This window comes from Cysteiniphilum sp. GTC20157 (genome assembly GCF_055396795.1).
This window is the reverse complement of record NZ_AP044698.1, coordinates 1,918,173-1,940,520: the sequence shown is the minus strand read 5'-3', so window position 1 is coordinate 1,940,520 and position 22,348 is coordinate 1,918,173. Positions and strand designations below refer to the sequence as shown.

Sequence of the window (22,348 nt, the reverse complement as noted above, 5' to 3'; positions counted from 1 at the left end):
GGGATGATAATACTGAGTGGGTAACGATGGATGGAGATTTTAAAACGGGTAACACTTTTCACTTTAAGCCTATCATTTAACCTTCAGGAAAAACAATAATCGATATTTTACAATTAATACATATATTTACATACTTTCGACGTTTTTTTGATCTAAACTTAATTCTAAGCATGGGGAGTGCGATGACTGATAAGTTGACTAAATTAAGTTAAAGTGGAGAAGTGTAAGCATGAAAATGACAAAATTAATACCGCTGATTGTTTCTAGTGCGTTGCTATTTGGCTGTAACTCGGATGATGGCAATAAGAAAAATGCAGTGACTACGACAGCTACCTTAGTGCCAAGCCAAACGCATGGCAATATTGAGACATCGCATAGTTTGCAAATTACGGTCACTAATGAAGGCAATAAACAGGCAAGTGACTTTGCTGTTGAGCTGCAAGCAGATGATGGTGTGAGTATTGATAAGACTGCATCAAATATTCCCAGTCAATTAGCGCCAGGGGCTTCAGCGGTAATTGTTTTAACAGCAAGCAACAGTGCTGTTGTTGGTAGTAAAGCGGTGTTAACAATACGCTCAAGTGATTCGATTAATCAATTAAGTATTCCAGTGGATGTTATCGCAGAGCCTCCTGCGGTGGTTAAATTGGTATTAAGCAGCGATTCTTCGGTACTAGGCAGTGGTGATGTGAAGCACTATGTATTAACCAATAATAGTGCTCAAGATGTTTCTGACTTAGCAGGTGCTGATAAGGGTGTTTCAGGTCTAAGTGTTGCAGTCTATCAAAGTGGTACGCGCATTGCTGCTAGTGGTGCATCCATTATCAATGATACCTGCGCAGGCGCGATTCTTAAACCTTCAGAGAATTGTACATTTGATGTTAAAGCTGCAAACACAGCAAATAATCAAGCAATTGATATTGAAGTCGCGGTTAATGGGCAAACAGAAGTTTCAAAAAGCTTGCAACTATTGCGTCCGACTTTGTCAATTAACCCAGAAGATGCTTTGGCAAGGTTTAAATCGCAAATGACTAAAGCACAGTCTCAATTTTTAACTTTAGATAGTCAGCACATTACGATTGTGCCAGGGATGAAAAAAACGATTCAAATTACCAACAGTTCAGTTGTGCCGGCAATGGATGTGCAATTTAGTATTCCTGCATTAGCGGGAGTCACTCAAGATCCTAGCAGTACGTGTGTTAATGGCATGACGTTGAATGGTGGCGATAGTTGCACTATTGTAGTTGACGGCAGTTTGGAGAACTATCCATCGGGTAGTGGCGAACTGCAGATTTCAGCGAATAATGCTGATCAAGTTAATCAATTGATGCTTGGATCATCGTCATCCAGTCAATTGCAGATGTCGGATAGTTATCGTTTGGTAATAAATGGTGGCAAGTCGATGGAGATTCCACTAAAGGCAAGAAACAATAGCTCATTAAGCCTTAATAATTTAACGATGAGTATTTTGCCGAATGATGGCAGCTTAGTCGCATCGACTAGTAATACTTGTGGTGCGACATTATTAGGTCGAGGTTATTGTACTAACAACTATACCTATACGGCACCGAATGCAACAACACATGAGCAAAAGCTCTATTCATTGGTCTATGGTAATACGTCAAATAATGGCAATAATAGTACAGGCACATTGTTAGGTGTTGATGTATATCCTATGGGTGGCTTTATTCCAAGTAATGCTTTGACCAATTTAATTCCTGGCGCGGCGGGTAATGTTGTCGTTGAAAATGGTGTCATGTATGTTCCAACCGTTGGTTTATCTATTTCAAAAGATAATGGGCAAACTTGGCAGACAGTTTCATCACCTGAAATTCCTGATTTAGGTTCAGTGATGAATGTTGCAGTATCTGGCGATAATGTTTATGTATCTGATTACCGAGGAGGATTAGCAGTATCGCGTGATGCGGGTAAAACCTGGCAGACAAAAACGTCTGCCGATGGTTTGCCGGGCACTATAGTTTATAATGTCTATGCTTCTGGTAGTAATGTCTATGTCGGTACTGATAATGGTATTGCTATTTCTACTGATAATGGTCAGCATTGGACAAGTAAAACACCAGCTGATGGCATTGCAACAAAGACAAGTCACATGGTTATAGAAAATAAGGGCGTCATTTATTCGGTTGGAATGGAAACTGCTCCAAGTGGTGCGTTATCTTTTTCAACTGATGGGGGGGGGACTTGGACAAATAAAACAACAGCATCTGATGGGATCGTTGAGTCTGCTGGTGCAATCTATATCGATGGTAATAATATCTATATTGGTGGAAACCAAGGATATTCAATCTCAACTGATAATGGCAACACTTGGTCGAATGTTAAGCCTGCAGAGTTAAATACTAGCTATGTTAATTCGATATACGCCTTAGGGAAAGATATTATCTTAGGTGCAGGGAATGGAATTTTAGTTTCGCATGATGGTGGCACAACTTGGGCACAGAAAATGACTGGAGATTTCGCGGGTGCTATTTCAAAAATAGGTAATGCTTTATATGCAGGTACTGAAGTGGGGCTAGCTAAATCAACCGATAATGGAGATACATGGGAAATTGTACATTCCGCATCAGGGGTCTATTCAAGTTATATCAAATTTATCAATAACTTAAATGACACACTTTATGCTGGCACGTTATTCTCAGGATTGTATATCTCTAAAGATGATGGCGTTAATTGGCAGAATTATAATTCTAAAAATGGGCTTTCAAGTGATACGGTGGATGGTGTCTGGGAGGATGCCAATTCTAACACTTTATACCTAATGGTAGGAAATGGGCAATCCACAATTAATTATTCGCGCGATAATGGCAAAACTTGGACGCAAGTTCCTAAGGCAACCTTCAATAGTAGTGCAAATGGTGTCTATACATTAGGTAGTGATGTTTTTGTGCCAACCTATGGTGGTTTGGTTAAGTCAACTGATAATGGTAATACTTGGTCTGCACCGGATAACAGCTTTGGTAGTCAATTATACGATATTACCGGCGAGGGCGATAATATTTACCTATTTGGTAATCATGGGCTTTGGGTGTCGACCGATGGCGGAACTAATTGGACGAAAAAATATAATCCAGCAACCTATTTTGGCTCTCAAGGAGGTGTCTTTGTAAGTGGTCAGAATGTCCTCATTAATACGTGGAACTATGGTGCGGGCAAGCCAATATTGCTAATCTCGACTGATGGCGGGAACAACTGGGTATCTAAAACTGCGGTTGATTTGGGTATGCCTGCAGGGAGCTATATTGAGGGAGCAATCATTGCCAATGGTACCATTTATGTCGCAACTTGGGGGGTTGGGGTTATTTACTCTACTGATGGTGGTAATACGTGGTTGCGTAAAACAACGGACGATGGTTTGCAAGCTAATATGGTTTATCGAATAAATGCTGATGCAAGTGGTGATGTTTTCTTAGGAAACGTAGCTGGTTTTTCAATTATGAAGGTCGGTGATGAAGGTATTTTGATTCCTGAGTAAAACAAAGAATCGGTTTATGGACATTAGGCTCATACTAAAAAATCCACAGGTATAAGATAAGATGTAAGAAAGGTTCATCTTTGAGCCAAGTGAGATAAAGTTTTACAGTTTATCCTGAGTATATTAATTATAAAGGTGAAAAATGGCATACATAAAGAGTTATAGTAAGACCTATAGAGATGTTACTGCTGAACAAATTTGGACGATTTGGTCAGATATTCAAAAACGATCTCTTTGGGATGATGATACTGAGTGGGCAACGATGGATGGAGATTTTAAAACTGGTAACACTTTTCACTTTAAGCCAAAAGGCGGTCCAAAACTTAAAATGAAGTTAGTGGAGTGCACTCCTAATAAATCTTTTACTGACTATTTTCGATTGCCTTTTGGGCATCTTTATGGGGTTCATAAGATAGAAGAATTTGAGGAAGAGATTTGTATAACAACAACTATTCAGATCAAAGGCTATCTATCGTGGCTATGGCAAAAACTTTTAGGGGAAAAAATTGTTGCAACGTTACCTCGTCAGACAGAGCTTTTAGTAAAAGTTGCAAGAGAAAACTAATCGAGTAAGAAAGGGGTGTTACTAAAGAGTGTTTTAAAGTTGATGTTTCAAGGTTATATCTTGGTGCCTCTCTATGTATGTATCTCACTTTGGATTAAAAGAGCTTGGGGAAAGTTTGTCGTCAATTAGCTGAATCATATTGCGATTATTTAGCACTCAAGAGTCAATAATCGATATTTTGCAATTAATACATATGTTTACATATTTATGTGACTTTGCATCGTTATAGTGTCGCTAGATCACGGGGAGTGTTGTCACTGCTTAATAATATTTAAGTGTTAAAAGAACGGTAAAGAGGAAATAAAATGGTGTCAAAAGTAATGATGATTTGTGGATTGCTAATCTTTTTTGTAATGAGCAATGCCAGAACCATGCTTGTAAATAATCATCCAGTAACAGATGGTTTTAAGCTAGCTATTGGCAATGGTTACTGGAGTATGCGCCAGAATGAAGCGGATATTTTAATCCAGACCTATAATACCGATCGCAGTGATTACTACGTGCAAGATCTTGATTATGGCTGGATGTTTAGTGCTGATAATTGGCAATCTGTGCATTATGGCGTAGGTATTAGACTTTACAATTTTATCAAAAGCAATGGTAATGCGGTTTTGCCGGTTCCCGAGCTGTACTTTAGTAAACACTTTAATCAAAACGTAAGCCTTGTGGCTAATTTAGGGAGCTTACTTTATTTGTATGATATTGGTTTAGGCGGTGCTTATAACCTAAATCGCCATTTGTCGGTCAACGTTCAAGCGCAATATATGCCAAGTATCGCGATAATGGGGCATAACCATAATATTAATGGTCTAGGCGCTCTAGTTGGATTGACGTGGATGGCTTGATGTCATCAAACCACCATTGTGATAGATAAGGTTGATGAAGTGTAGACGCAAGGCTGTATCGATGGGAAAAAATAAGGAATGTTTTATTCAGTACGCTAAAAATGTACACCAGTGTTCAGTAAGTGAATTGTTAGATGACTTTGCTGCAGCAGGTATTACTGCTCAGCAAGCATCTCAATTAACAGGATATGCAGTTTCAACGATTAATAAGTATTTGCGTAAACATCGGATCAAATTGATCAATGAACACTTGAAATCAGTTTATGAAAAGCCCTCAGTATTTGAGGAAAACTTTTATAAAGCAGAAGTGAATGTTTTTAATTTTTTAAGTAAATCGTGGAATCGTTAAAAAGCATTAATTATGGGGGGTGCTTATGAAAAAATTAATATCAGTAATGGGATTTGCGCTATCAACAATTGCGATGGCAAATGCAAATGGACATCAAGCAATGGCTCAAAGTGGATTAACTCTTGGTGTTGAGGGTGGTTATGGTCAAATTACTGGATCATTGTGGGATCAAAGTAGTTTGGATAAAAAATCAGGTGGAGCAATTGGCAGTATTGACCTTGGAGGGCAATATGCAGTTAACTCATGGCTAGCATTAGGCATACAGACCAATCTTATGTATGGACATAAATTACTAAGTTATGGAAGTGATGATATCGATTACAAAGCAACGTTTGTTTTGCCAATTCAGTTAACCGCACAAGTTGTTTTGCCAGTTGGTATGAATTTGTTAGCGGGTGTGGGGATGGCGTATGTTGTCCAAAGAGTGGCCTATGGTAGTGGCGCAAATCAAGATGATGAACTGGGTAAAAAATGGAATCCTGTCGTAAGTATTGGCATTGGTTATCAAGTGACATCAAGATTTAATATTTTTGCAAAATATCAATATATCTGGGGCAAGAAAGACAAGGCAGTATTCCCTCAAGCGGGACAAAATAATACTAATCCAATTCAAGCATTTACGCTTGGGGTTAGTTATACGTTTGGGGTTTAGTTTTTTTAGTGTTTAAAGTATAGATTTTACATTTTTATAAACGTGGGGAGCGTTCAAATGAGTGAACATATTACGGAGAAAGCGTTGCAAAATCCCTCTTTGCAAAAGGTGGTGTTGTTAAAAACATTTCAAGACAACCATTTGCCTATTGATTTTGCGCACGCCAAGTTTGCGCTAGATGGTCAGGATGTTTTGATCGAAGCACAGAATGGCGAGGTTTATCATCTTGTCTTTGGTGGGCAGCTTGCGAGTCTAGACAAAAAAGCATTTGAACTGGACTTTTCCGATGGTAAGACGCTAACGGCGCAACAGGTACTAGATATTGCCTCTGCCAATATCATTAATACAGATGGTCACCTAACACATGAGAAGACTCAGCAAGATATAACACAAAACCATGAACAGACCAAAGTTTATGTGATTGATGAGACAGCAAGTGCAGAAAGCCAATCAAATGAAGATGGAAGTAACCTGCAAAGTGATGTCAATGAAACAATCAATAATATGCTTTCAGAGACTTCACAGGAGGCTGATAATACTAACCACATTACAGCGACAAATGTTCCGGTTGTTGAAGCGCAAAGCCAAAATAATAGTCATAGTGAAACCTCGCAAAACAATGATCCGACAGTGTCACCAAAGCTAACCGTATCACCTGATTTAAACATGTATATTCCGCAGCCGAGATATAATGATGCAAATCATACGGTTACGGTGGGAGGTCCAGATCAATCTTTGGGACAAAAAGCGCAATTAGCGCCTGTGGTATTGGATCTGTCTCAATCTCATCATGGCTGGACGGTTGATGCTAATCAAGCCGGATCATCTAAACAAGAAACAAATTTACAAAAAATCTTTGAGCTGCCTGCAGGTTCTGAGATTAGCAGTATCACAGGTAGTGGGTCATCCAATATAACAATAATCACGCGTGATATGCAGCCTGATCTATCAAAAAACCAATTTGCCATAGATTATGATACGTCTGATACGAGTGCACATAAAATTATTACCATTCACTTTAGCCCTGCTGATAAACAAGGGCGTACTGAATATGTTATTAAACTCGATATTACTGATAATCCATATCAGACAACAGATGGTGATGGTACTTTTATGCTCGGTACTCATCCAAATGCTCAAGAAATCACTGGCAGTCAATTTGATGACATTATCTTAGCTTCAGACCGAGGTAGTGATAGTTATGATGGTGGCGCCGGTAATGATACGGTTGATTACAGCAATCATCTTAATGGTGTGACGATTACTGGAACAGATAACGGCGTGAATAGCTTTAGTGGTGCTTTTAATAACGGTATAGAAAAAGTTGAACAAACATTAAAAAATATTGAAGTTATTAAAGGAAGTTCAGCGTCAGATACATTTATCAGTAGTACAACAACCAAAGCTACCTTTGCAGCGGGTAAAGGTGATGATCATTTTGTGTCTCATGGGGGTGAAGTTGTTTTTGATGGTGGTCAAGATAGTGACACGGTTGATTACAGTGCTTTGGGTGCCAAAAATACCGGGGTTAGCTTTGATCTAAAGCATATCGACTTTGTATCGACTAACCCTGTCAATTCAACAGAAGCTGTTGATGGCATTGTCGTTGATCTTAACAATGGCACTATTATGCATAGTGGTAACAAGCAAGATCATATTGACAATGTCGAGCAATATATTGGCACAAATCATAACGATCAATTCATCACGAGTGCCTCAGATGATAATATAAGTACAGGCAAAGGTATTGACGAGGTCATTGGCAGTCAAGGTAATGATCATATTAGCTTTGGTGGTTTGGGTAAGATCGATTATTCAGGATTGAATGATGTAACCAATATCACAGTTGATGGCAATGAAATGTCAGTAGATAAGCGCTCTGCATCAAATACATCAATCGGAAGTGATACCGTCAATGGCGCTGTTAATGAAGTTGTCATCGGTGAACTAGGTGGCGAAATCCACATTAATAATAATGGTGATTTAACGGTTGTTGGCGGAGGCAATGCGTCACATAATACCTTTTTTGCTGATGGTGCGCATACGGCATTTATTGGTGGCGGCAGTGGTGATCATTCTAATGCAACTAATGTTTATAATATAGGACAAAACAAGTCAGCAAATGCTTATATCGAAGGGCATGGTAAAACTAATACGATCAACTACTATAGTGGTGTAGCCGATTTCAAAGGGGATGCCAATAGCATAAACGATACGATTAATATCATGCTTGATAGCGGCACAAACAATGATATCGATCTAAAGTTATATGCACAAACTTCTGAAGTCAATATCAGTGCGGCGCAGTCAGGAAGCGACGGCAGTATTGCCATTGAAAGCTATCAAGGTGTAACAACTGTTCACAATAGTTTTTATGCTGGCATGCAACCTGTTAATTATATAGTTCACGGAGGACAGTTGATCATAGATTATTCGGATCCTTCGGTCAGTCATGATGTGACTACTTTGGATGTTAATCTAAAAAGCGGTGTGATCGATTCAGATCAAGGTGTCTTAGGCATTTTACAAAGTGGTCAATTAACTGAAATTAAGGGCTTAAATACAGGGAACACTACGTTTACACAAGGCAATTATGGTTTTGACGCGGTAGCTTATGGTGATAATAACACCTTTATTCTCAGCGGTGCTTATGGCATGTCCATTAACGGTGGTGCTGTTGGCAGTCATAACAATACAGTCGATTTATCAGAAGTCGGGAATGTTGGTTTAAATGTTGATCTGCAAAATGGGATAATCACCGATAATAGCGGTTCATATTTAGCCAATAAAGTAACACATATTCAGAACATTATAGGTACACAAAAAGGTAATGCGACCTACCGTTTATCAGACAACTATGATGGACAATTAACTTTACAAGGACAAAACAATGTAGTTGTCTCAACCAAGGGCAATAATGCCAATTATCAGCAGCACTCAGAAGGAGCGATGGGTAATTTCAATTTTAATAATCAGATAAGTTATGATAATCAAGACGCTCATATTACCATGACCGATTTGGGGACAATCACTAAAGCAGGTGGAGGTGTCGATACTTTCGAAGCGAGTACTGGCTCAGCGCCACATGTTACATTTACCGATATCATAGGCAGTCAATATGATGATGTTTTTCATCTGAAAAATCATTACACAGGTGATGATTATAACCGAACATCAGGTGTGACCTATCAGATCAATGGTGGCAAAGGTGATGATATTTTCTCTTATGAGGATGGCTCTTATGGAAACTATAACTTGGCAGGTGGTGATGGTAATGATGAGATTATATTTAGTGGAACTAATACTAATACTAGCCAGATAACTATTAATGGTCAGCATCAAGGGACTTTCTATAGTGTAGGTGGTTATAATTCCAGTCAATTTAACGCGATTGAAAAAATCACTTTTCATACAAATTATAACTATCTTAATATAAATGCGGCTAACGCCAATCTAAACATTGATGCAACGTACGCTGGCATGAGTCTTGTCGATATTCATGCGATGGTAGGTAACAACGTATTTGATATGCCAGATTATGAGGTGGTAAGTTTTGATTATCTTAGTGGAGGTGGATTGACTGGTTCTGTATTGTCATATTCTAAAATGAATGATGCGCTAACGATTGATTTAAATAATGATTTAGTCACTGATCAACGAACCGCTGTTAATGATGAGATTCATCATGTGCGTAGAGTACAAGGTGGGCATGGTGATGATACGATTAAGGGATATAATAATGCCGATAACTTTGTATATGCAGGAGCAGGTAATGATACCTATAACTTTAATAATGCAGGACACAAAAATTATTACGAAATTGACATTGGGGTTAATCAGTACCTAGGGCAAGGGCAGCATGACTATAATACATTTAACAATGGTTCAACAAATTACTTTCAAAAGTTAACCGTTGACTTAAGAGCTGTAGCGGGCAAAGAGTCTATTACCAAGGATTATGCGTATGGTGCGGATGGTAGCGATACGATCAATGGTCATCTAGATGTATTGAACTTTAATGCTGGAAGTTATGCTAATGGTAGTCTTAAGACCTTTGATTTTTATGGTAGCGACAGCGAGTCTAGCCTTTTGAATTATTCTAACTCTAATGTCAGTTTAGATAGTCATATCTATTTTGGTAATGCCAAGCTTGATCTTTCCATTAAGTCATACAATGGAGGATCATCTCAGCAGAATATGACGGTTGATTTTAGCCGCTTAAATCAGGAGATTGATTTTCATTTAGATGGCAAAGGAAGTAATACTTATAGCGTTGACACAGGAGGAGTGAGCGACAATATCTCTCAAAATGGACAGTTACAATCAGAATTTGATGTTATTGGCACAAAATATGATGATGTATTTGATTTCTCTTCTTTGGCAAGTTTAGAAAAACGCTTTGGTCAGAGCAGCAATAGCTTTGATGCAGGCAATGGTGATGATACGCTGCGCTTGAATCGTCAGATACATGTTAATAAGGACTTGAATGTTGAAGATTTATTTGAAGACTTTCACAACTTTGAAACATTCGATATCAAAAATATGATCAAAGATGGTGGAGCTGGCAATACCTGGACATTTGATTTAGATAACTTCATTCATCAGCATCGCACAGATACCAATAATCATTATGAACTTGATGTTGATAACTTCTCCGATATTGCTTGGCTACACGGCGGTTCTTTCACGCAAATTGACAGAACGCATTATCAATATAATGCAAATGGCAAAACCATTGATGTGTATAGTCAGCGAAATACGGTTTCAGAACATAGTAATGAACATCATAGTTCAGTGGATAATACACATCATGATGCGGCTATCGCAGGTTGATTTGATTGATAAAAAGGTAAATACAATGACAAAGATTAAAAATTTTTCAGCACTTATTATTGTTATGGGTGCGCTGATGATTGCTTTTGCTGTGGTTGATATAAAGGCATTAATCGTCGTTATTTCACATAATACGGTGATCAATACGCTGATTGTGACGGGATGTTTTTTGGCTGTTTTATATGCTATGTACAGTGCAATACAATTAAGAAAACAAGCTAATCTATGGCAAAGAGAACTTGCAAGTGATACGCCCTTTGCTGATGAAAAAGCGCTAAAAAGCATTTTTGGGTCGAGGTTTTATCACCTTGTAGCAAGTAATGGTGGTGCTTTGGAGGCGCTCATTGAAGAATGGCGTGAGTATAAAAGTTGGAGCATTAAAGCGCTAGAATATATGTCTGCGACCTTGATCGGTTTGGGATTGCTTGGGACATTTATTGGTATGATGCGCACTATGAGTAAGGTGTCTGATGTGCTTAATATGTCGAGTGCATCAAATATACTGAATTCATTAACTGCACCATTAGCTGGAATGTCAACGGCATTTTCAGCTTCTTTATTAGGCTTACTATTTTCTTTAATTGTTGGGCTTTTTGCGATTATTCTAGCACGAGCAACGACAGATTTTACTCAGCAGATTAAGACTTGGATGTTAGATAATAATATGTCCGACATTGAGTCTGGCAATCATAGTGGTTTAATCAGTAAGGGTGCCAAGCCAACGTTTAAACTATTGAACGAAACATTGCCTCAGATTGCCGTGTTATTGCAAAAAAATAATGAGATGATAGCAACGTTACATAGCGCTCAAGAAAGCATGCAACAGCAACATAATCATGTTATTGCATCAATTGATCAAAAGCTAGATATCTATTTACAGCAATGCGTGAGTGCCTTGGCAGCAGTTGATGAGAAAATGTTGCAGATTACGAATGATTTGCCAATAGTTAGTCAAAACTTAATGGAGATTATTACTCATAGTGCAAGTACAACAGACTTACTGGTTCAAGAATCTCATCATCGAGTTGAGGAAATGAGTGTTTTGATGAGTGATTTAATGTCTACTTTCCGTAAATTTCAAGCAGTAATTGTCGATGATGTTGAGCGAATCGAAAAAGCCACTACTGCGCAATCATCAAACATATCTCTTAACCTGCTTCAGCAAATGTCTCAGATCAAATTCAGTTTAGAAAAAATGCTCAATGAGCAAAGTCAATTGTAATTAATTACAAATTACTATTATTAAGAGGTTATTATGAATAAGTTTTTTAAGGTAGCTTTGGCTGGCTTATTAAGTATGGTAGCAACTATAGTGACAGCAGACCAACAACCGTCGTTTTCATATATTGACTTTATGCCAATAGAAATCAAAGCGCTGCTAAATACGAATGCGTCACAAAAGACATTGACTTTAAAAACACATAGCGATAAATCAAGTGATGTGCGCGTGTTATATCCAACGGCACAAATGCTCTTTAAAGCCCATATATCTGCAATGGGAAAAGATGTTAGAGCACCACAGAAAGCAGTAAGCAATAGTTCTATTTATGTTGATTTATCTGAGGCGATTAACAAAGCGTTACACTATGACTTATCAGTCGATGTATCTAAAATTCAGGAAAAAATTGCCAAAGCAAAGCTTAAGCAGGCAGACTCTAAATATTGGCCACAATTACAAGGGACATTAAGTTTTGCAAATTTTCATTATCTTGAAGGTAGTGATTATACAACCCCAGATTCTGATGTGCCTAACATCAACATTTCAGCAGTCTATACGATTTATGATTTTGGGAAACGCTATTCCGCCTACGAGGCACAAGATAGCGCATTACAAGCAAGTAAATGGCAACGTGATATAACCAATCAAATGGTGACGGCGAAAGTCATTAAAGACTATCTCATGTATATACAATATGCTGAACTTGTCAGTGCGGATAAAGCTTATTTAGCACGTGTTAAAAATATTGCAGATAAAGTCAATAAACGAGTAGATGCTGGGCTGTCGATTATGTCAGATTTATTGCGATCAAAGGTTGCTGTTGATGAGGCAAATAATTTTTTAAGCAACGGTGAACTGAGATTACAAAAAGCCAAAGTCGACCTAGAGACAATCACTGGATTGTCTAGTGATAGCCAGCGTAATTATACATTCTACCAAGGCATCACTCAGCAAAAATCATTTCCAAAATCACACCATTTAACACTTAACTATATTTATCAGCATAGTTTGCTATTGAAGCAACTTAAAGCGCAAGTATCGCAAGCCAAGTTTAACCATGAACAAGCAGTTAGCCAAGACTATCCGACTATTAATGTCAACGCTGGCGCAACCCAGTGGAGTCGGTCGGTTCAGTCGCCAAAATTAAGTGGAAGTGTTAGTATAACAATGCCTATCTTTACCGGAGGGTATAATTCAGCAGCAATTGAAAGTGCGGTACAGAGCCAGTTTCTTGCTGAAGACAAACTAACAATGGCTATGCGTAATATCAATCAACAGTTAGAAGATAATTTGATTGTTTATCAGCGGATGCGTAAGAATTATGCGATTAACTTATTGACTGTCTCAAAATATAAAAAAGTGAATAGACTCTATAAAAAGGAATTTTTTGCAGGGCATAGACCGTTATTGGATTTATTGAACTCTGAACGAGGGTTATATTTGGCGTTGATAGAAAAAATTAAAGATAAGATCAATGCCTATGAGGCACTGGTTAACCTCTATGAGCTTGCTGGAGAAACGCGTGATGTATTGAAATTTATACACATGAGACAGTAATAATGAGTTTGATAAAAATCAGCTTGCTAATTTTTAAATTGAAATCAAATAAATTATTGGTTGAATTTACTGCTTTTGCTCAACAGTCTTCATTTAGGAGTTATTTGTGAAAAGAAAAGCCTTTACCTATAATGGCGGCAATAATAAAACAACCTTTTGGGTGAGCTATGTCTCCTTAATGGTTATTGTTTTGATTATGTACGTATTTTTTAATATGATCTTAGGTTTTTTATCTAGTATGACAGTACGTAACCAAGCTCAGGAAATACAGCAATCAAGTAGTAACGCAGATAATGAGGCAGTATCGTCAAAAAGTTATAAATATTTGCAGCAAAATAAACGTACAGATTGGGATTTTAGCTTAAAATTAAAGTCTGATAGTTATCGCTTAAGCAATGCTGACTATAACAAGGTAAAAGCGTGGGTTGCTCAGCATCCTAATAGAAAATATGTCGTTGTCGTCTATGTTGCTAAAAATCAGAATTTTTCAACAGGTTCTCTATTAAGAAAGCAATATCTAATCTATAGTCAGTTACTAGCTTATATGCTGAACTCATTAAAAATTCCATCAGCCAATATTGTCTATCAAGATAATTTACCTTCACCTCATCCTTATGACATGATCAAAATGACGAGTGAACCATTAAATAAAAAGTAAGTGTTTTATGCACTAATGGCACTACCTTAAGAAGTAGCTTGTAGATATAGACTTTGCAACGAACTTAAATCCACCATCCATGATAAAGAATGGATTGCCACACATCCATGCTCGTAATGACACCCTATGGCCTGTCATCCTGAGCTAGGATGGCGTAAGGATCGAGTGCGAAGCTGCCATGGATGGTTTGTGATGGGTATATAAGCGGTTGAGTTCTTAAACTTCAGTAAGTGCTGTATTTGCCCCAGTAAGCATGGGCTTTAGAATGTATTGGGCAACGGTTCTTTTGCCAACGATAATATAACCGTCGACTTGCATACCAGGATATATTTTAATGTGTTGGTTGTGAATGTCTTGCTCATTAAGATCGACATCAACCTCAAAGTACGGTCTTTTATTGCCATTGATGTTATCATCTTTAGTGTCAGCACTAATAAGAGATACTGTTCCAGATAGAAAGTTTGCACCAATCGTTGAAATCGAATTAATGGCAATTTTCACAGGCATGCCCACCCACAATTTGTCGCGATCACTTGGAGATACTTTAAGAACGCAGATGATCGGAACATTGTCAGGAGATATTTCAAATAGTTTACCTCCTGAGGGTATAAAAGCCCCTGCATTAGACTTAAAGATGCTTTGAATTATTCCATTGGTTGGGCTAAAAACATTCTCAATTTTTTTGCGATCTGATATTCCGGTTTGCTTGGCTTTCAGCTCAGCAAGTTGTTGTTCTAATTGTAATAGTTTATTGCGTTTATCTGACATGAAATCGGTATGGATTTTAGTAACCTTTAATTGAGCTTCATAAGCCTGAGATTTTAAAAGTTCTTGCCGAGAAATAGCGGTATTAAGTTGATTAAGAATCTTTTGCTCTTCGGCTTCTTGATTGAGTAATGCAGATTTTGATGCAGCTTCTTCTTTAACCAAATCTTTAATTATTTTGACTTGATCTGAGATGAGTTGCTTTTGCTTTTTTAAACCTTCAATGTCTATCGTGTTGGCTTTGATTTCATCAAGCTTTTCCTGATAGCTGTTTTTAGCAAGTTTTTCATTTTGCTCATAGGTATCAATCTCACTGTCATAGACGTTCTTTTCTGTCAGAAACATAGCTTGAGTGACGCCCTTAATATTAATATTTTCCCATATGAATGGTTTTTGATTAATCTCCGCATTAAGACGTGTAGCTTGTAGCTGTAGCATGGCAATACTACCTGTGTTCTTGGTGTATTCTTGACTAACATAGCTATTATCTATTATGGCGAGGAGTTGTCCTTTCTCGACATGTTGTCCTTCATGAACAAGTAGCTTTGAGATTGTGCCTCCTGTAGCGTGTTCGAGCATGATGTTTTTGAATTTGATTTGTAGATAACCCTTGGCATGCACCAAAATATCAAGACGCAAGAAGAATAAGCTAACCAAAAATGCGATAAGTAAGCTTGCCAGCATAATCTTGAGATTGACACTTGAGTTTTTTACGGCAGTAACAAATTGTTGACTATTTATTTTTTTGAGTAAGGGTTTCATTTTTGTATCCTGATTTTTATCAGATTAGCTGTGCTTGAGGTTTGATTTGATTGATTGAGGAATTGTATTTGACTTGTCAAAATATTGTGCTTAGTGTGCATATAGTTAGCAATTTGAGCATAAAGAATGTAAATTTTGCGTAGCATTGCCCCAAGAGATGCATGTGTTTTGTTTGAAAGTTGTATGGAAACTTGATAGCGAGCATTGCTACTTTTCGGATGCTTCTTCAACCATTGATCGATCATTTGCTGTTGCAAACTTGAAAAGTTTAAGGCGTCATCAATCGGTAGAGTCAAATCCCACTTTGTCACGTTTGCACTCTGATGCATATAAACAATAGGAGGCGGTGTGTGATGAGGTTGGGTTTTTGTTGACGGCTTCTGGTGTATATCAATCGTCATTTTTTGAGCGATGTTATACATACTTAGACGAATGATGAATACAATGCTAAACATGATAAAAATCATCACTAAAACAGTTAGCATATCGACATAAGCTGGCCAAATAATATCATCTCTTTTTTCATGTGCCATATTTATTGAGTCCTTTGAGTTTTTAGAAAATTTTGTTTGTTATCTGAAAATACAATACCTGTTGAAGTAAGAACCGAAACTTGATCAACCAATTCAAGCAGGCTAGTGCGGTTTGAAAAAATGATGAGTGTGATCTCTTTATCCATTAGTCGTTTGCGCATGTTCTCGATAAAGGTGTTATGCGCTTTGAGTGATAAAAAGGTTGTGGGGTCATCTAGGATATATATTTTTTTGTCACTTGTTAGCGCCCTTGCTAAGTCTAACATTTGCCGTTTTTCATCAGAAAGAAGCTGACTGAAATGGTTGAAATGTGTATAGATACCATCTTTTAGATAAGGGATAATCCAATGCATAAAGTCTAAGGATAGAGCGGCTCTACACTTTTCTTTGGACGCCCAGAAATAACTAAAAATGGTCTCATGAAATAAAACGTATGGATAGCTAGAGTAGTAAGCATTTTGTTGTAAAGCATCAAAGCCATAACTTTGATTGCGTTGAAATTGTATATTACCGCTGCTAGGGGACATGATGCCCATCAGTATCTTGGATAGTGATGTTTTACCAGAGCTAGGCTCAGCAATTATCAATAACCTAGAGTGTAGCGGAATATCTAAGCTAACGTTTTCAAATACATTGGATTTGTTGTCAAAAGATAAATTAACTTTACTAATGTTCCAACCATCTGCCGTTGGTGACTGAAGATTATGACTAATGGGAAAAGGCGGTTGTTTATTATTTTCCGATGATTGAAAATCATTTATAGCATGAACTAAGTCTTTTACCTGTTTAAATGTTGGGATTGCGCTTAATAAACCCATAACAGGTTGAGATAGTTTTCCAGCCAATAAGATAACAGCAAATAGCGCACCTTGAGATATGACGTTTTCTTGGAGTAAATAGAATGCCAAAATAACGGTAAATACGGTTTGTGCTGAGCTAAGCAAAAAAATAATGGCGTGAAGATGACTATTTTGTTTGGTTTGCGTATTTTCTGCAATATCAAACGCCTCATACCTTTGACGGTATAGAGATAAAAATGTATGTTTCATTCCGTTGGCAATGAAATTTAAAAGTCCATCAGTTGGAATGTTTGTTGAAACATATTTTTTTTGATAAGTACCAAGAAAGTAAAAAATTAGCACAACTTGAATGATGCTAATAATCAGTGGCACGAGTACAAGATAGCCGCCAACTAACCAGATACAAAACAAAAACAGAAAGAAAAAAGGTAAATCAATATAGTTGCCACTGATCACACGCCATGCGAGCATTCTTAACTGCCCCAAACTATGAATGATGGTTTGTTGGTTCTTACCCCATTGATTATTTTTTGATGCTACTGCGTTAGTCGTGCTTTTGAGTATGGCGGGTTCGATGAACTGTATTATTTCGCTAGATAGTTTAATAGCGCTTTCTAACCTTACTTTTTTAAGGATAAATTCAAGCCCCAATAGCATTAAGACGATAATTGATAATGTCCAAAGCGATGCAGTCGCGAATGCAGGCAATACTCGGCTATAAATAGCATTCATATAAAGGGGAATGGATAAATAAGTTAGATTGATAATAAGAGAGAGCAATAGCAAATAAATCAATTTACCTTTGAACTTCTCCCAGAGATGAAGTGGTTTAATTATTGAAAATTCGTGTGTTTTTTTTTCAAATCTGTAGAGAGTGTAATCGTTTTTTGTGATATCTGTGGCAGACTTGATTGTCCACTTATCCCCTATTTTAACTAGAAATTTGTCATTACTATTTTTTAGTTGATTTATTTTTTCTTTGTTAAATGCAATATCTATTTGACTGCTGATGATATTTAGGATGGTTTGATCATTTTGAGTATCATCAAGTAAGAGATATAAGCGAGTGAGTAACTCTTGTGAGATTAGTGATCCATGTGTTTGAAGATGTATTTGTTGTATTGAATGCAGCAAGCTTGATATATCTTGACGCAAGAAAAATTTTTCAGTTGTCATAATCCCCTACATAAAATTTTGTATTTTTGTTGAATAAAGTCTTGTCTTTGAGTGACCTCTTGCAGTAATTCAGCGAAATGGATTGCATTCTCCCCTTTTTAGTTATTTCATTGTGATGATGATCATCTTATGTTGAATGATATTTTATCTAGTTGATATGTTTTAAGTTTGTAGAATTATTTATTTAATATGTATTTTTTATGCGTTTCCCATCAGTTTGAGAAAATAAGTCATTGCTCGTAACACCTCATATCTCATATCCCCCTCGTAAATTAAGCGCACCAATGATTAGTCAGTAGTATATTTTGCAGGTGAGGCTTTCAAATCCTTGTTAATCCTTTAATATACTTCCATCAATTAAGTTGTTGTGAGGTTATTATGGCATTTTCATGTTTTTACAAAACAATCAAAAAAGAAGCAGTAGAATTAATCGTTGTCCCTGTTGATCAATACCAGAGTTGGTTAGAGCAGCAAGCGCAATCAAGGCAAAATACGCTTAAAGCACAAAGCTTTAAAGCCATCTCTGGTAAGAGTGCTTTATTTTTTAATAGTAATGGTGAGTTATCCGCAGCATTAGTCGTTGTCGATGTTAAAGACATGTGGTCAATGGCGAGCTTATGCCAGTCATTGCCGCATGGTGATTATCAGGTTGCCGACCCTTTTGATATTGTCGATTCCGAACTTTTCTATTTGGCATTTGGCTTGGGCTGTTATCAGTTCTTAACGTATAAGTCAGATAAAAAGACTAACACCATTAAATTGTATTTACCCAAAAAATTTGCAAAGGTTGAGAAAACCTTACGCGCGATTTATCTAGTCCGCGATATGATCAATACACCCGCTGCAGATATGGGTCCTGAAGAGATTGCACGACAAACACAAAAGCTAGCACAAACATTCTCGGCTACTTTTTCAGAAATTGTGGGTGATGATCTATTAGCAAAAGGCTATCGCGGTATTCATGCGGTGGGACGTGCCAGTGCCAGAGCACCAAGACGCATTCGCCTAGATTGGGGTAATCAAGCGCACCCGCATATCGTGCTTGTTGGTAAGGGTGTGGTTTTTGATACGGGTGGTTTAGATATTAAACCGGCTAGTGGCATGCTGTTGATGCATAAAGATATGGGCGGATCAGCACAAGTCTTGGGATTAGCACGTTTGATTATGGACACACAGTTGCCAGTGCGCTTAACAGTGCTTATTTCAGCGGTTGAGAATGCGATTTCAGGGAATGCCTATCGCCCAAGTGATGTGATTAAAATGTATAATGGCACAACCATTGAGGTGACCAATACTGATGCTGAAGGGCGGATTGTATTAGCTGATATTTTAACTGAAGCAACGCGTGAGAAACCAAAACTTGTAATCGATTTTGCGACATTAACGGGAGCCGCACGCATTGCGGTTGGTACTGAGATTTCAGCGTTTTTTGCCAATGATGAGGATTGGGCACATAAGCTCACGCTTGCGGCAGAGAGGGTACAAGATCCAGTGTGGCGTATGCCGTTATACGCTTCTTATCGAAAACTCCTTGATAGTCAGGTTGCAGATATTAAAAACTCAGCTTCTGTACCATATGCTGGCAGCATTAGTGCAGCATTATTTTTACAAAGCTTTATTGAGCATAATACGCCATGGCTTCATTTTGATTTAATGGCATGGAATATCTCTAATATGCCAGGACGAATGATTGGTGGCGAGGCAATGGGGGTTCGTGCGGCATATGAGATGCTTAAAACACACCTCGGTGTATGACGATCACCAAATCACCTTGATAAAATACCATAGTAATGAATCAAGAATAAGTTGCGTTTTAATTACCCCCTCACCCGTGCAGCTTAAGCTGCACGACCTCTCCCACAAGGGGCGAGGTACTAGCTGATGCAACTTATTTATACATTGTTACATAGCCTAAAAAGCCGACTATACTTATTGCAGGATAACTCAATGAGGAAAACTTATGGTAGTGACTGCAAATACGATGATTGAAGCATTTTATGATCTGATTGATGAAGCGCAAAAAGTCGTCGGCATTGAGCTTGATGTCGAGGTTGAGGCTTTTGTTGTTTATGCACTACTCAGAAATGTAAAATATACTGAGCTTAAAGACATAACTTTTGCACAAAGCCTATTAACTGGCATCTCACATAAAAATACCGATGAGCTTGAAAAAGTACTAGATTGCTCTTTAATCTATGCTGGATGGTATCCAAAGCGTGCACAAAAGTTAGGTTTGTCACCATCTTATTTTAGCGATATTGGTAAAACAGCGAGCCTAGAGCTTGCTTATTATTATCGAATATTGAAATCCTCTTATCAGAAAACCTATGCTAAAATCTCCGAGGAATTTGATCAACTTGTGATGTTGTTGCAATCATTTTTAAGCGTGCAAGAAGTTCAAAAAATATATACACACGGGTTTTTCCCAGTTAATCACAAAAATAGTTAGGAACTCTTTCAAATAACCAGTACATTATAGTTTCTAACGATTGGTTGGTATGAAGTGATTGGTATGGAGCACATCTCGTTTTTATCCGGTGCTTTTGTTTTTGTAATGATTTTTTTTGCAGGCTTTGTTGATTGTATTGCCGGAGGTGGCGGCATGATCACCATCCCAACATACTTAAGTGTTGGCGTGCCGCCGCATTTGGTGTTGGGTACCAATAAGATGGTGATGTCGATGGGCACACTTTCCGCGGTTATTCGTTTGTTGTGTTCGGTAAAGGTTTATTGGCGTACGATTATCTTAGGCGTTGTACTGGCATTTATCGGCTCTTTACTGGGTGCCAAACTGATTAGTCATCTGGTGAGTTACCAGCTGATGACAACCTTGTTACTGATTATTATTCCGACGATTTTACTTATTGGCGCGTTTAAAAACTACCGATCGCAAAGTAACTACACGTTGACGCCAAAGTTCTACCTATATTTGAGTTTGGTGTGTTTTGTTGTCGGTGCCTATGATGGCTTTTTTGGTCCGGGAACCGGAACCTTTTTGTTCTTGGGGTTTATGTATATTTTGTCAATGTCAGCCAAAGAGTCAGTGACTAATGCCAAAATTGTTAATTTATCGGCAAACTTTGGCGCTTTGATGTATTTTTTATGGACGGGCAATATTGACTGGCACATTGTGATGATCGCCTTGCCTGCGGCGATGATGGGGTACTTGTTGGGCGCGCAATTTGTGCTTAAGGCGAATGTTAAGTGGCTTAAGAAGATTGTTATGTTAGTGCTTTTGGGACTGATGATTAAGTTGTTATTTTTTTAATCCGTATAAACCCAAATATTTTGCTTCTTAGTGGCTAGACATATTTGTTTGCTATGGTAGTATCTTGCTGTATACATAGCGATAAGTGATCGCATGATTTTATTACAAAGCGGCGAAGGCTAGACTGTGAAAAGGAATGAGTACGATAGATTTTATCTGATTTAATCAATAAGACAAACGTGCTAATAAAAAGATAAAGGAAGGTTGAAACAATGCAAAGTGAACTTCAATTATTATCGCAGTTAAGCGATTTAGTCTATTTAGCAAGTGATTTTAAAAAAACGCTTATGCTTAATAATGCGGGTAAAACAACTGATCAAGAGGTTCTCAAATTTCGTGAGAAAATTCGGGCACAATTATTAGCGATGCAAAATCAGCTGAACACCGACTACAGTGGTAAAATTGCCGAGTTTATCCTTTTCCCGATTATTGCGAATGTTGATGAGAAATTTATGTTATTGATTACTGAACGTGAGTTGCCTTGCCATTGGGATACCTTACAAGCTGAGTTTTATGGGCGCACTGATGGCGGTGAGTTTGTTTTTGATGTGTTGGATGAAGTACTATCAAATAAAATATACCCCAAGATCAGCTATGAAGTGCTTCTTATGGTATTGCAAGATAATTTTTTAGGGAAATATTATCAAAACCCAAATCATGCCGAGCGTCACCAGTATATTTCACGCGTCAAATCGATATTAAAGGACTTTAATCAAAATGTGAATATAAACGAAGAAGCTGTTGCCACAACAACTTCACGTCAACAGATGCCCAATAGTCGTAAAGCACAGAATGTTGTCTGGAGCGTTATTGCGATATGTATTCTGGTGCCGCTTGGCATTTACTTTTTTGCGTAACAAGGAAAACAAGGAG

The 22,348-nt window shown here is 37.7% G+C and carries 16 protein-coding genes; 13 read left to right on the top strand and 3 right to left on the bottom strand.

The window, feature by feature from the left end; translation table 11 throughout:
- The first annotated feature begins 229 nt into the window (after positions 1–229).
- The 9 genes from ACZ5V8_RS08745 to ACZ5V8_RS08705 all read left to right on the top strand — a co-directional run bounded on the left by ACZ5V8_RS08745 (position 230) and on the right by ACZ5V8_RS08705 (position 14,171).
- Positions 230–3,493: a DUF6242 domain-containing protein gene (locus ACZ5V8_RS08745; protein WP_464217469.1), complete on the top strand. Its 3,264-nt coding sequence runs from the start codon at positions 230–232 to the stop codon at positions 3,491–3,493.
- A gap of 142 nt (positions 3,494–3,635) precedes the next feature.
- The gene (locus ACZ5V8_RS08740) at positions 3,636–4,058 is read left to right on the top strand and encodes an SRPBCC family protein (protein WP_440615712.1); all 423 of its coding nucleotides are present in this window, start codon (positions 3,636–3,638) and stop codon (positions 4,056–4,058) included.
- Positions 4,059–4,363: 305 nt separating this feature from the next.
- Positions 4,364–4,903 carry a hypothetical protein gene (locus ACZ5V8_RS08735; protein WP_464217468.1) on the top strand — a complete coding sequence of 180 codons (540 nt, stop codon included), beginning with the start codon at positions 4,364–4,366 and terminating at the stop codon, positions 4,901–4,903.
- A gap of 61 nt (positions 4,904–4,964) precedes the next feature.
- Positions 4,965–5,252, top strand: coding sequence for a hypothetical protein (locus ACZ5V8_RS08730; protein ID WP_440615714.1), 288 nt, complete (start codon positions 4,965–4,967; stop codon positions 5,250–5,252).
- Positions 5,253–5,277: 25 nt separating this feature from the next.
- The gene (locus ACZ5V8_RS08725) at positions 5,278–5,904 is read left to right on the top strand and encodes an outer membrane beta-barrel protein (RefSeq protein WP_464217467.1); all 627 of its coding nucleotides are present in this window, start codon (positions 5,278–5,280) and stop codon (positions 5,902–5,904) included.
- 57 nt (positions 5,905–5,961) lie between these two features.
- Positions 5,962–10,737, top strand: coding sequence for a beta strand repeat-containing protein (locus ACZ5V8_RS08720; protein WP_464217466.1), 4,776 nt, complete (start codon positions 5,962–5,964; stop codon positions 10,735–10,737).
- 25 nt (positions 10,738–10,762) lie between these two features.
- A complete protein-coding gene (locus ACZ5V8_RS08715) occupies positions 10,763–11,959 on the top strand; it encodes a MotA/TolQ/ExbB proton channel family protein (protein ID WP_464217465.1) in 1,197 nt (398 codons plus the stop codon).
- 33 nt (positions 11,960–11,992) lie between these two features.
- On the top strand, positions 11,993–13,513 hold the full coding sequence (locus ACZ5V8_RS08710; protein ID WP_464217464.1) for a TolC family protein: 1,521 nt from the start codon (positions 11,993–11,995) through the stop codon (positions 13,511–13,513).
- Between the two features lie 106 nt (positions 13,514–13,619).
- Positions 13,620–14,171, top strand: coding sequence for a hypothetical protein (locus ACZ5V8_RS08705; RefSeq protein WP_464217463.1), 552 nt, complete (start codon positions 13,620–13,622; stop codon positions 14,169–14,171).
- 216 nt (positions 14,172–14,387) lie between these two features.
- On the opposite strand, the gene ACZ5V8_RS08700 is transcribed toward ACZ5V8_RS08705, so the two are convergent.
- The 3 genes from ACZ5V8_RS08700 to ACZ5V8_RS08690 are packed head-to-tail and all read right to left on the bottom strand — an operon-like array spanning position 14,388 to position 18,207.
- Positions 14,388–15,698 (bottom strand): HlyD family type I secretion periplasmic adaptor subunit, encoded by a 1,311-nt coding sequence (locus ACZ5V8_RS08700; RefSeq protein ID WP_440615721.1) that lies wholly within the window; start codon positions 15,696–15,698, stop codon positions 14,388–14,390.
- A complete protein-coding gene (locus tag ACZ5V8_RS08695; protein ID WP_440615722.1) occupies positions 15,695–16,231 on the bottom strand; it encodes a hypothetical protein in 537 nt (178 codons plus the stop codon). Before ACZ5V8_RS08695 ends, ACZ5V8_RS08700 begins: the two co-directional genes overlap by 4 nt.
- Before the next feature lie 2 nt (positions 16,232–16,233).
- A complete protein-coding gene (locus ACZ5V8_RS08690) occupies positions 16,234–18,207 on the bottom strand; it encodes an ATP-binding cassette domain-containing protein (RefSeq protein WP_440615723.1) in 1,974 nt (657 codons plus the stop codon).
- Between the two features lie 378 nt (positions 18,208–18,585).
- On the opposite strand from ACZ5V8_RS08690, the gene ACZ5V8_RS08685 reads away from it, so the two are divergent.
- The 4 genes from ACZ5V8_RS08685 to ACZ5V8_RS08670 all read left to right on the top strand — a co-directional run bounded on the left by ACZ5V8_RS08685 (position 18,586) and on the right by ACZ5V8_RS08670 (position 22,332).
- Positions 18,586–19,962, top strand: a complete 1,377-nt coding sequence (locus ACZ5V8_RS08685; protein WP_464217462.1) for a leucyl aminopeptidase family protein — start codon at positions 18,586–18,588, stop codon at positions 19,960–19,962.
- Positions 19,963–20,167: 205 nt separating this feature from the next.
- The gene (locus ACZ5V8_RS08680) at positions 20,168–20,656 is read left to right on the top strand and encodes a hypothetical protein (protein WP_464217461.1); all 489 of its coding nucleotides are present in this window, start codon (positions 20,168–20,170) and stop codon (positions 20,654–20,656) included.
- A gap of 63 nt (positions 20,657–20,719) precedes the next feature.
- Complete coding sequence (locus ACZ5V8_RS08675; RefSeq protein WP_464217460.1) at positions 20,720–21,475, top strand: sulfite exporter TauE/SafE family protein; 756 nt, start codon at positions 20,720–20,722, stop codon at positions 21,473–21,475.
- Positions 21,476–21,687: 212 nt separating this feature from the next.
- Positions 21,688–22,332 (top strand): DotU family type IV/VI secretion system protein, encoded by a 645-nt coding sequence (locus ACZ5V8_RS08670; RefSeq protein ID WP_464217459.1) that lies wholly within the window; start codon positions 21,688–21,690, stop codon positions 22,330–22,332.
- Positions 22,333–22,348: the final 16 nt, after the last annotated feature.

Excerpts from the sequence above, each read along its gene's own strand:
- ACZ5V8_RS08745 (WP_464217469.1), top strand. The coding sequence starts at position 230 with ATGAAAATGACAAAATTAATACCGCTGATTGTTTCTAGTGCGTTGCTA.
- ACZ5V8_RS08740 (WP_440615712.1), top strand. The coding sequence starts at position 3,636 with ATGGCATACATAAAGAGTTATAGTAAGACCTATAGAGATGTTACTGCT.
- ACZ5V8_RS08735 (WP_464217468.1), top strand. The coding sequence starts at position 4,364 with ATGGTGTCAAAAGTAATGATGATTTGTGGATTGCTAATCTTTTTTGTA.
- ACZ5V8_RS08730 (WP_440615714.1), top strand. The coding sequence starts at position 4,965 with ATGGGAAAAAATAAGGAATGTTTTATTCAGTACGCTAAAAATGTACAC.
- ACZ5V8_RS08725 (WP_464217467.1), top strand. The coding sequence starts at position 5,278 with ATGAAAAAATTAATATCAGTAATGGGATTTGCGCTATCAACAATTGCG.
- ACZ5V8_RS08720 (WP_464217466.1), top strand. The coding sequence starts at position 5,962 with ATGAGTGAACATATTACGGAGAAAGCGTTGCAAAATCCCTCTTTGCAA.
- ACZ5V8_RS08715 (WP_464217465.1), top strand. The coding sequence starts at position 10,763 with ATGACAAAGATTAAAAATTTTTCAGCACTTATTATTGTTATGGGTGCG.
- ACZ5V8_RS08710 (WP_464217464.1), top strand. The coding sequence starts at position 11,993 with ATGAATAAGTTTTTTAAGGTAGCTTTGGCTGGCTTATTAAGTATGGTA.
- ACZ5V8_RS08700 (WP_440615721.1), bottom strand. The coding sequence starts at position 15,698 with ATGAAACCCTTACTCAAAAAAATAAATAGTCAACAATTTGTTACTGCC.
- ACZ5V8_RS08695 (WP_440615722.1), bottom strand. The coding sequence starts at position 16,231 with ATGGCACATGAAAAAAGAGATGATATTATTTGGCCAGCTTATGTCGAT.
- ACZ5V8_RS08690 (WP_440615723.1), bottom strand. The coding sequence starts at position 18,207 with ATGACAACTGAAAAATTTTTCTTGCGTCAAGATATATCAAGCTTGCTG.
- ACZ5V8_RS08685 (WP_464217462.1), top strand. The coding sequence starts at position 18,586 with ATGGCATTTTCATGTTTTTACAAAACAATCAAAAAAGAAGCAGTAGAA.
- ACZ5V8_RS08680 (WP_464217461.1), top strand. The coding sequence starts at position 20,168 with ATGGTAGTGACTGCAAATACGATGATTGAAGCATTTTATGATCTGATT.
- ACZ5V8_RS08675 (WP_464217460.1), top strand. The coding sequence starts at position 20,720 with ATGGAGCACATCTCGTTTTTATCCGGTGCTTTTGTTTTTGTAATGATT.
- ACZ5V8_RS08670 (WP_464217459.1), top strand. The coding sequence starts at position 21,688 with ATGCAAAGTGAACTTCAATTATTATCGCAGTTAAGCGATTTAGTCTAT.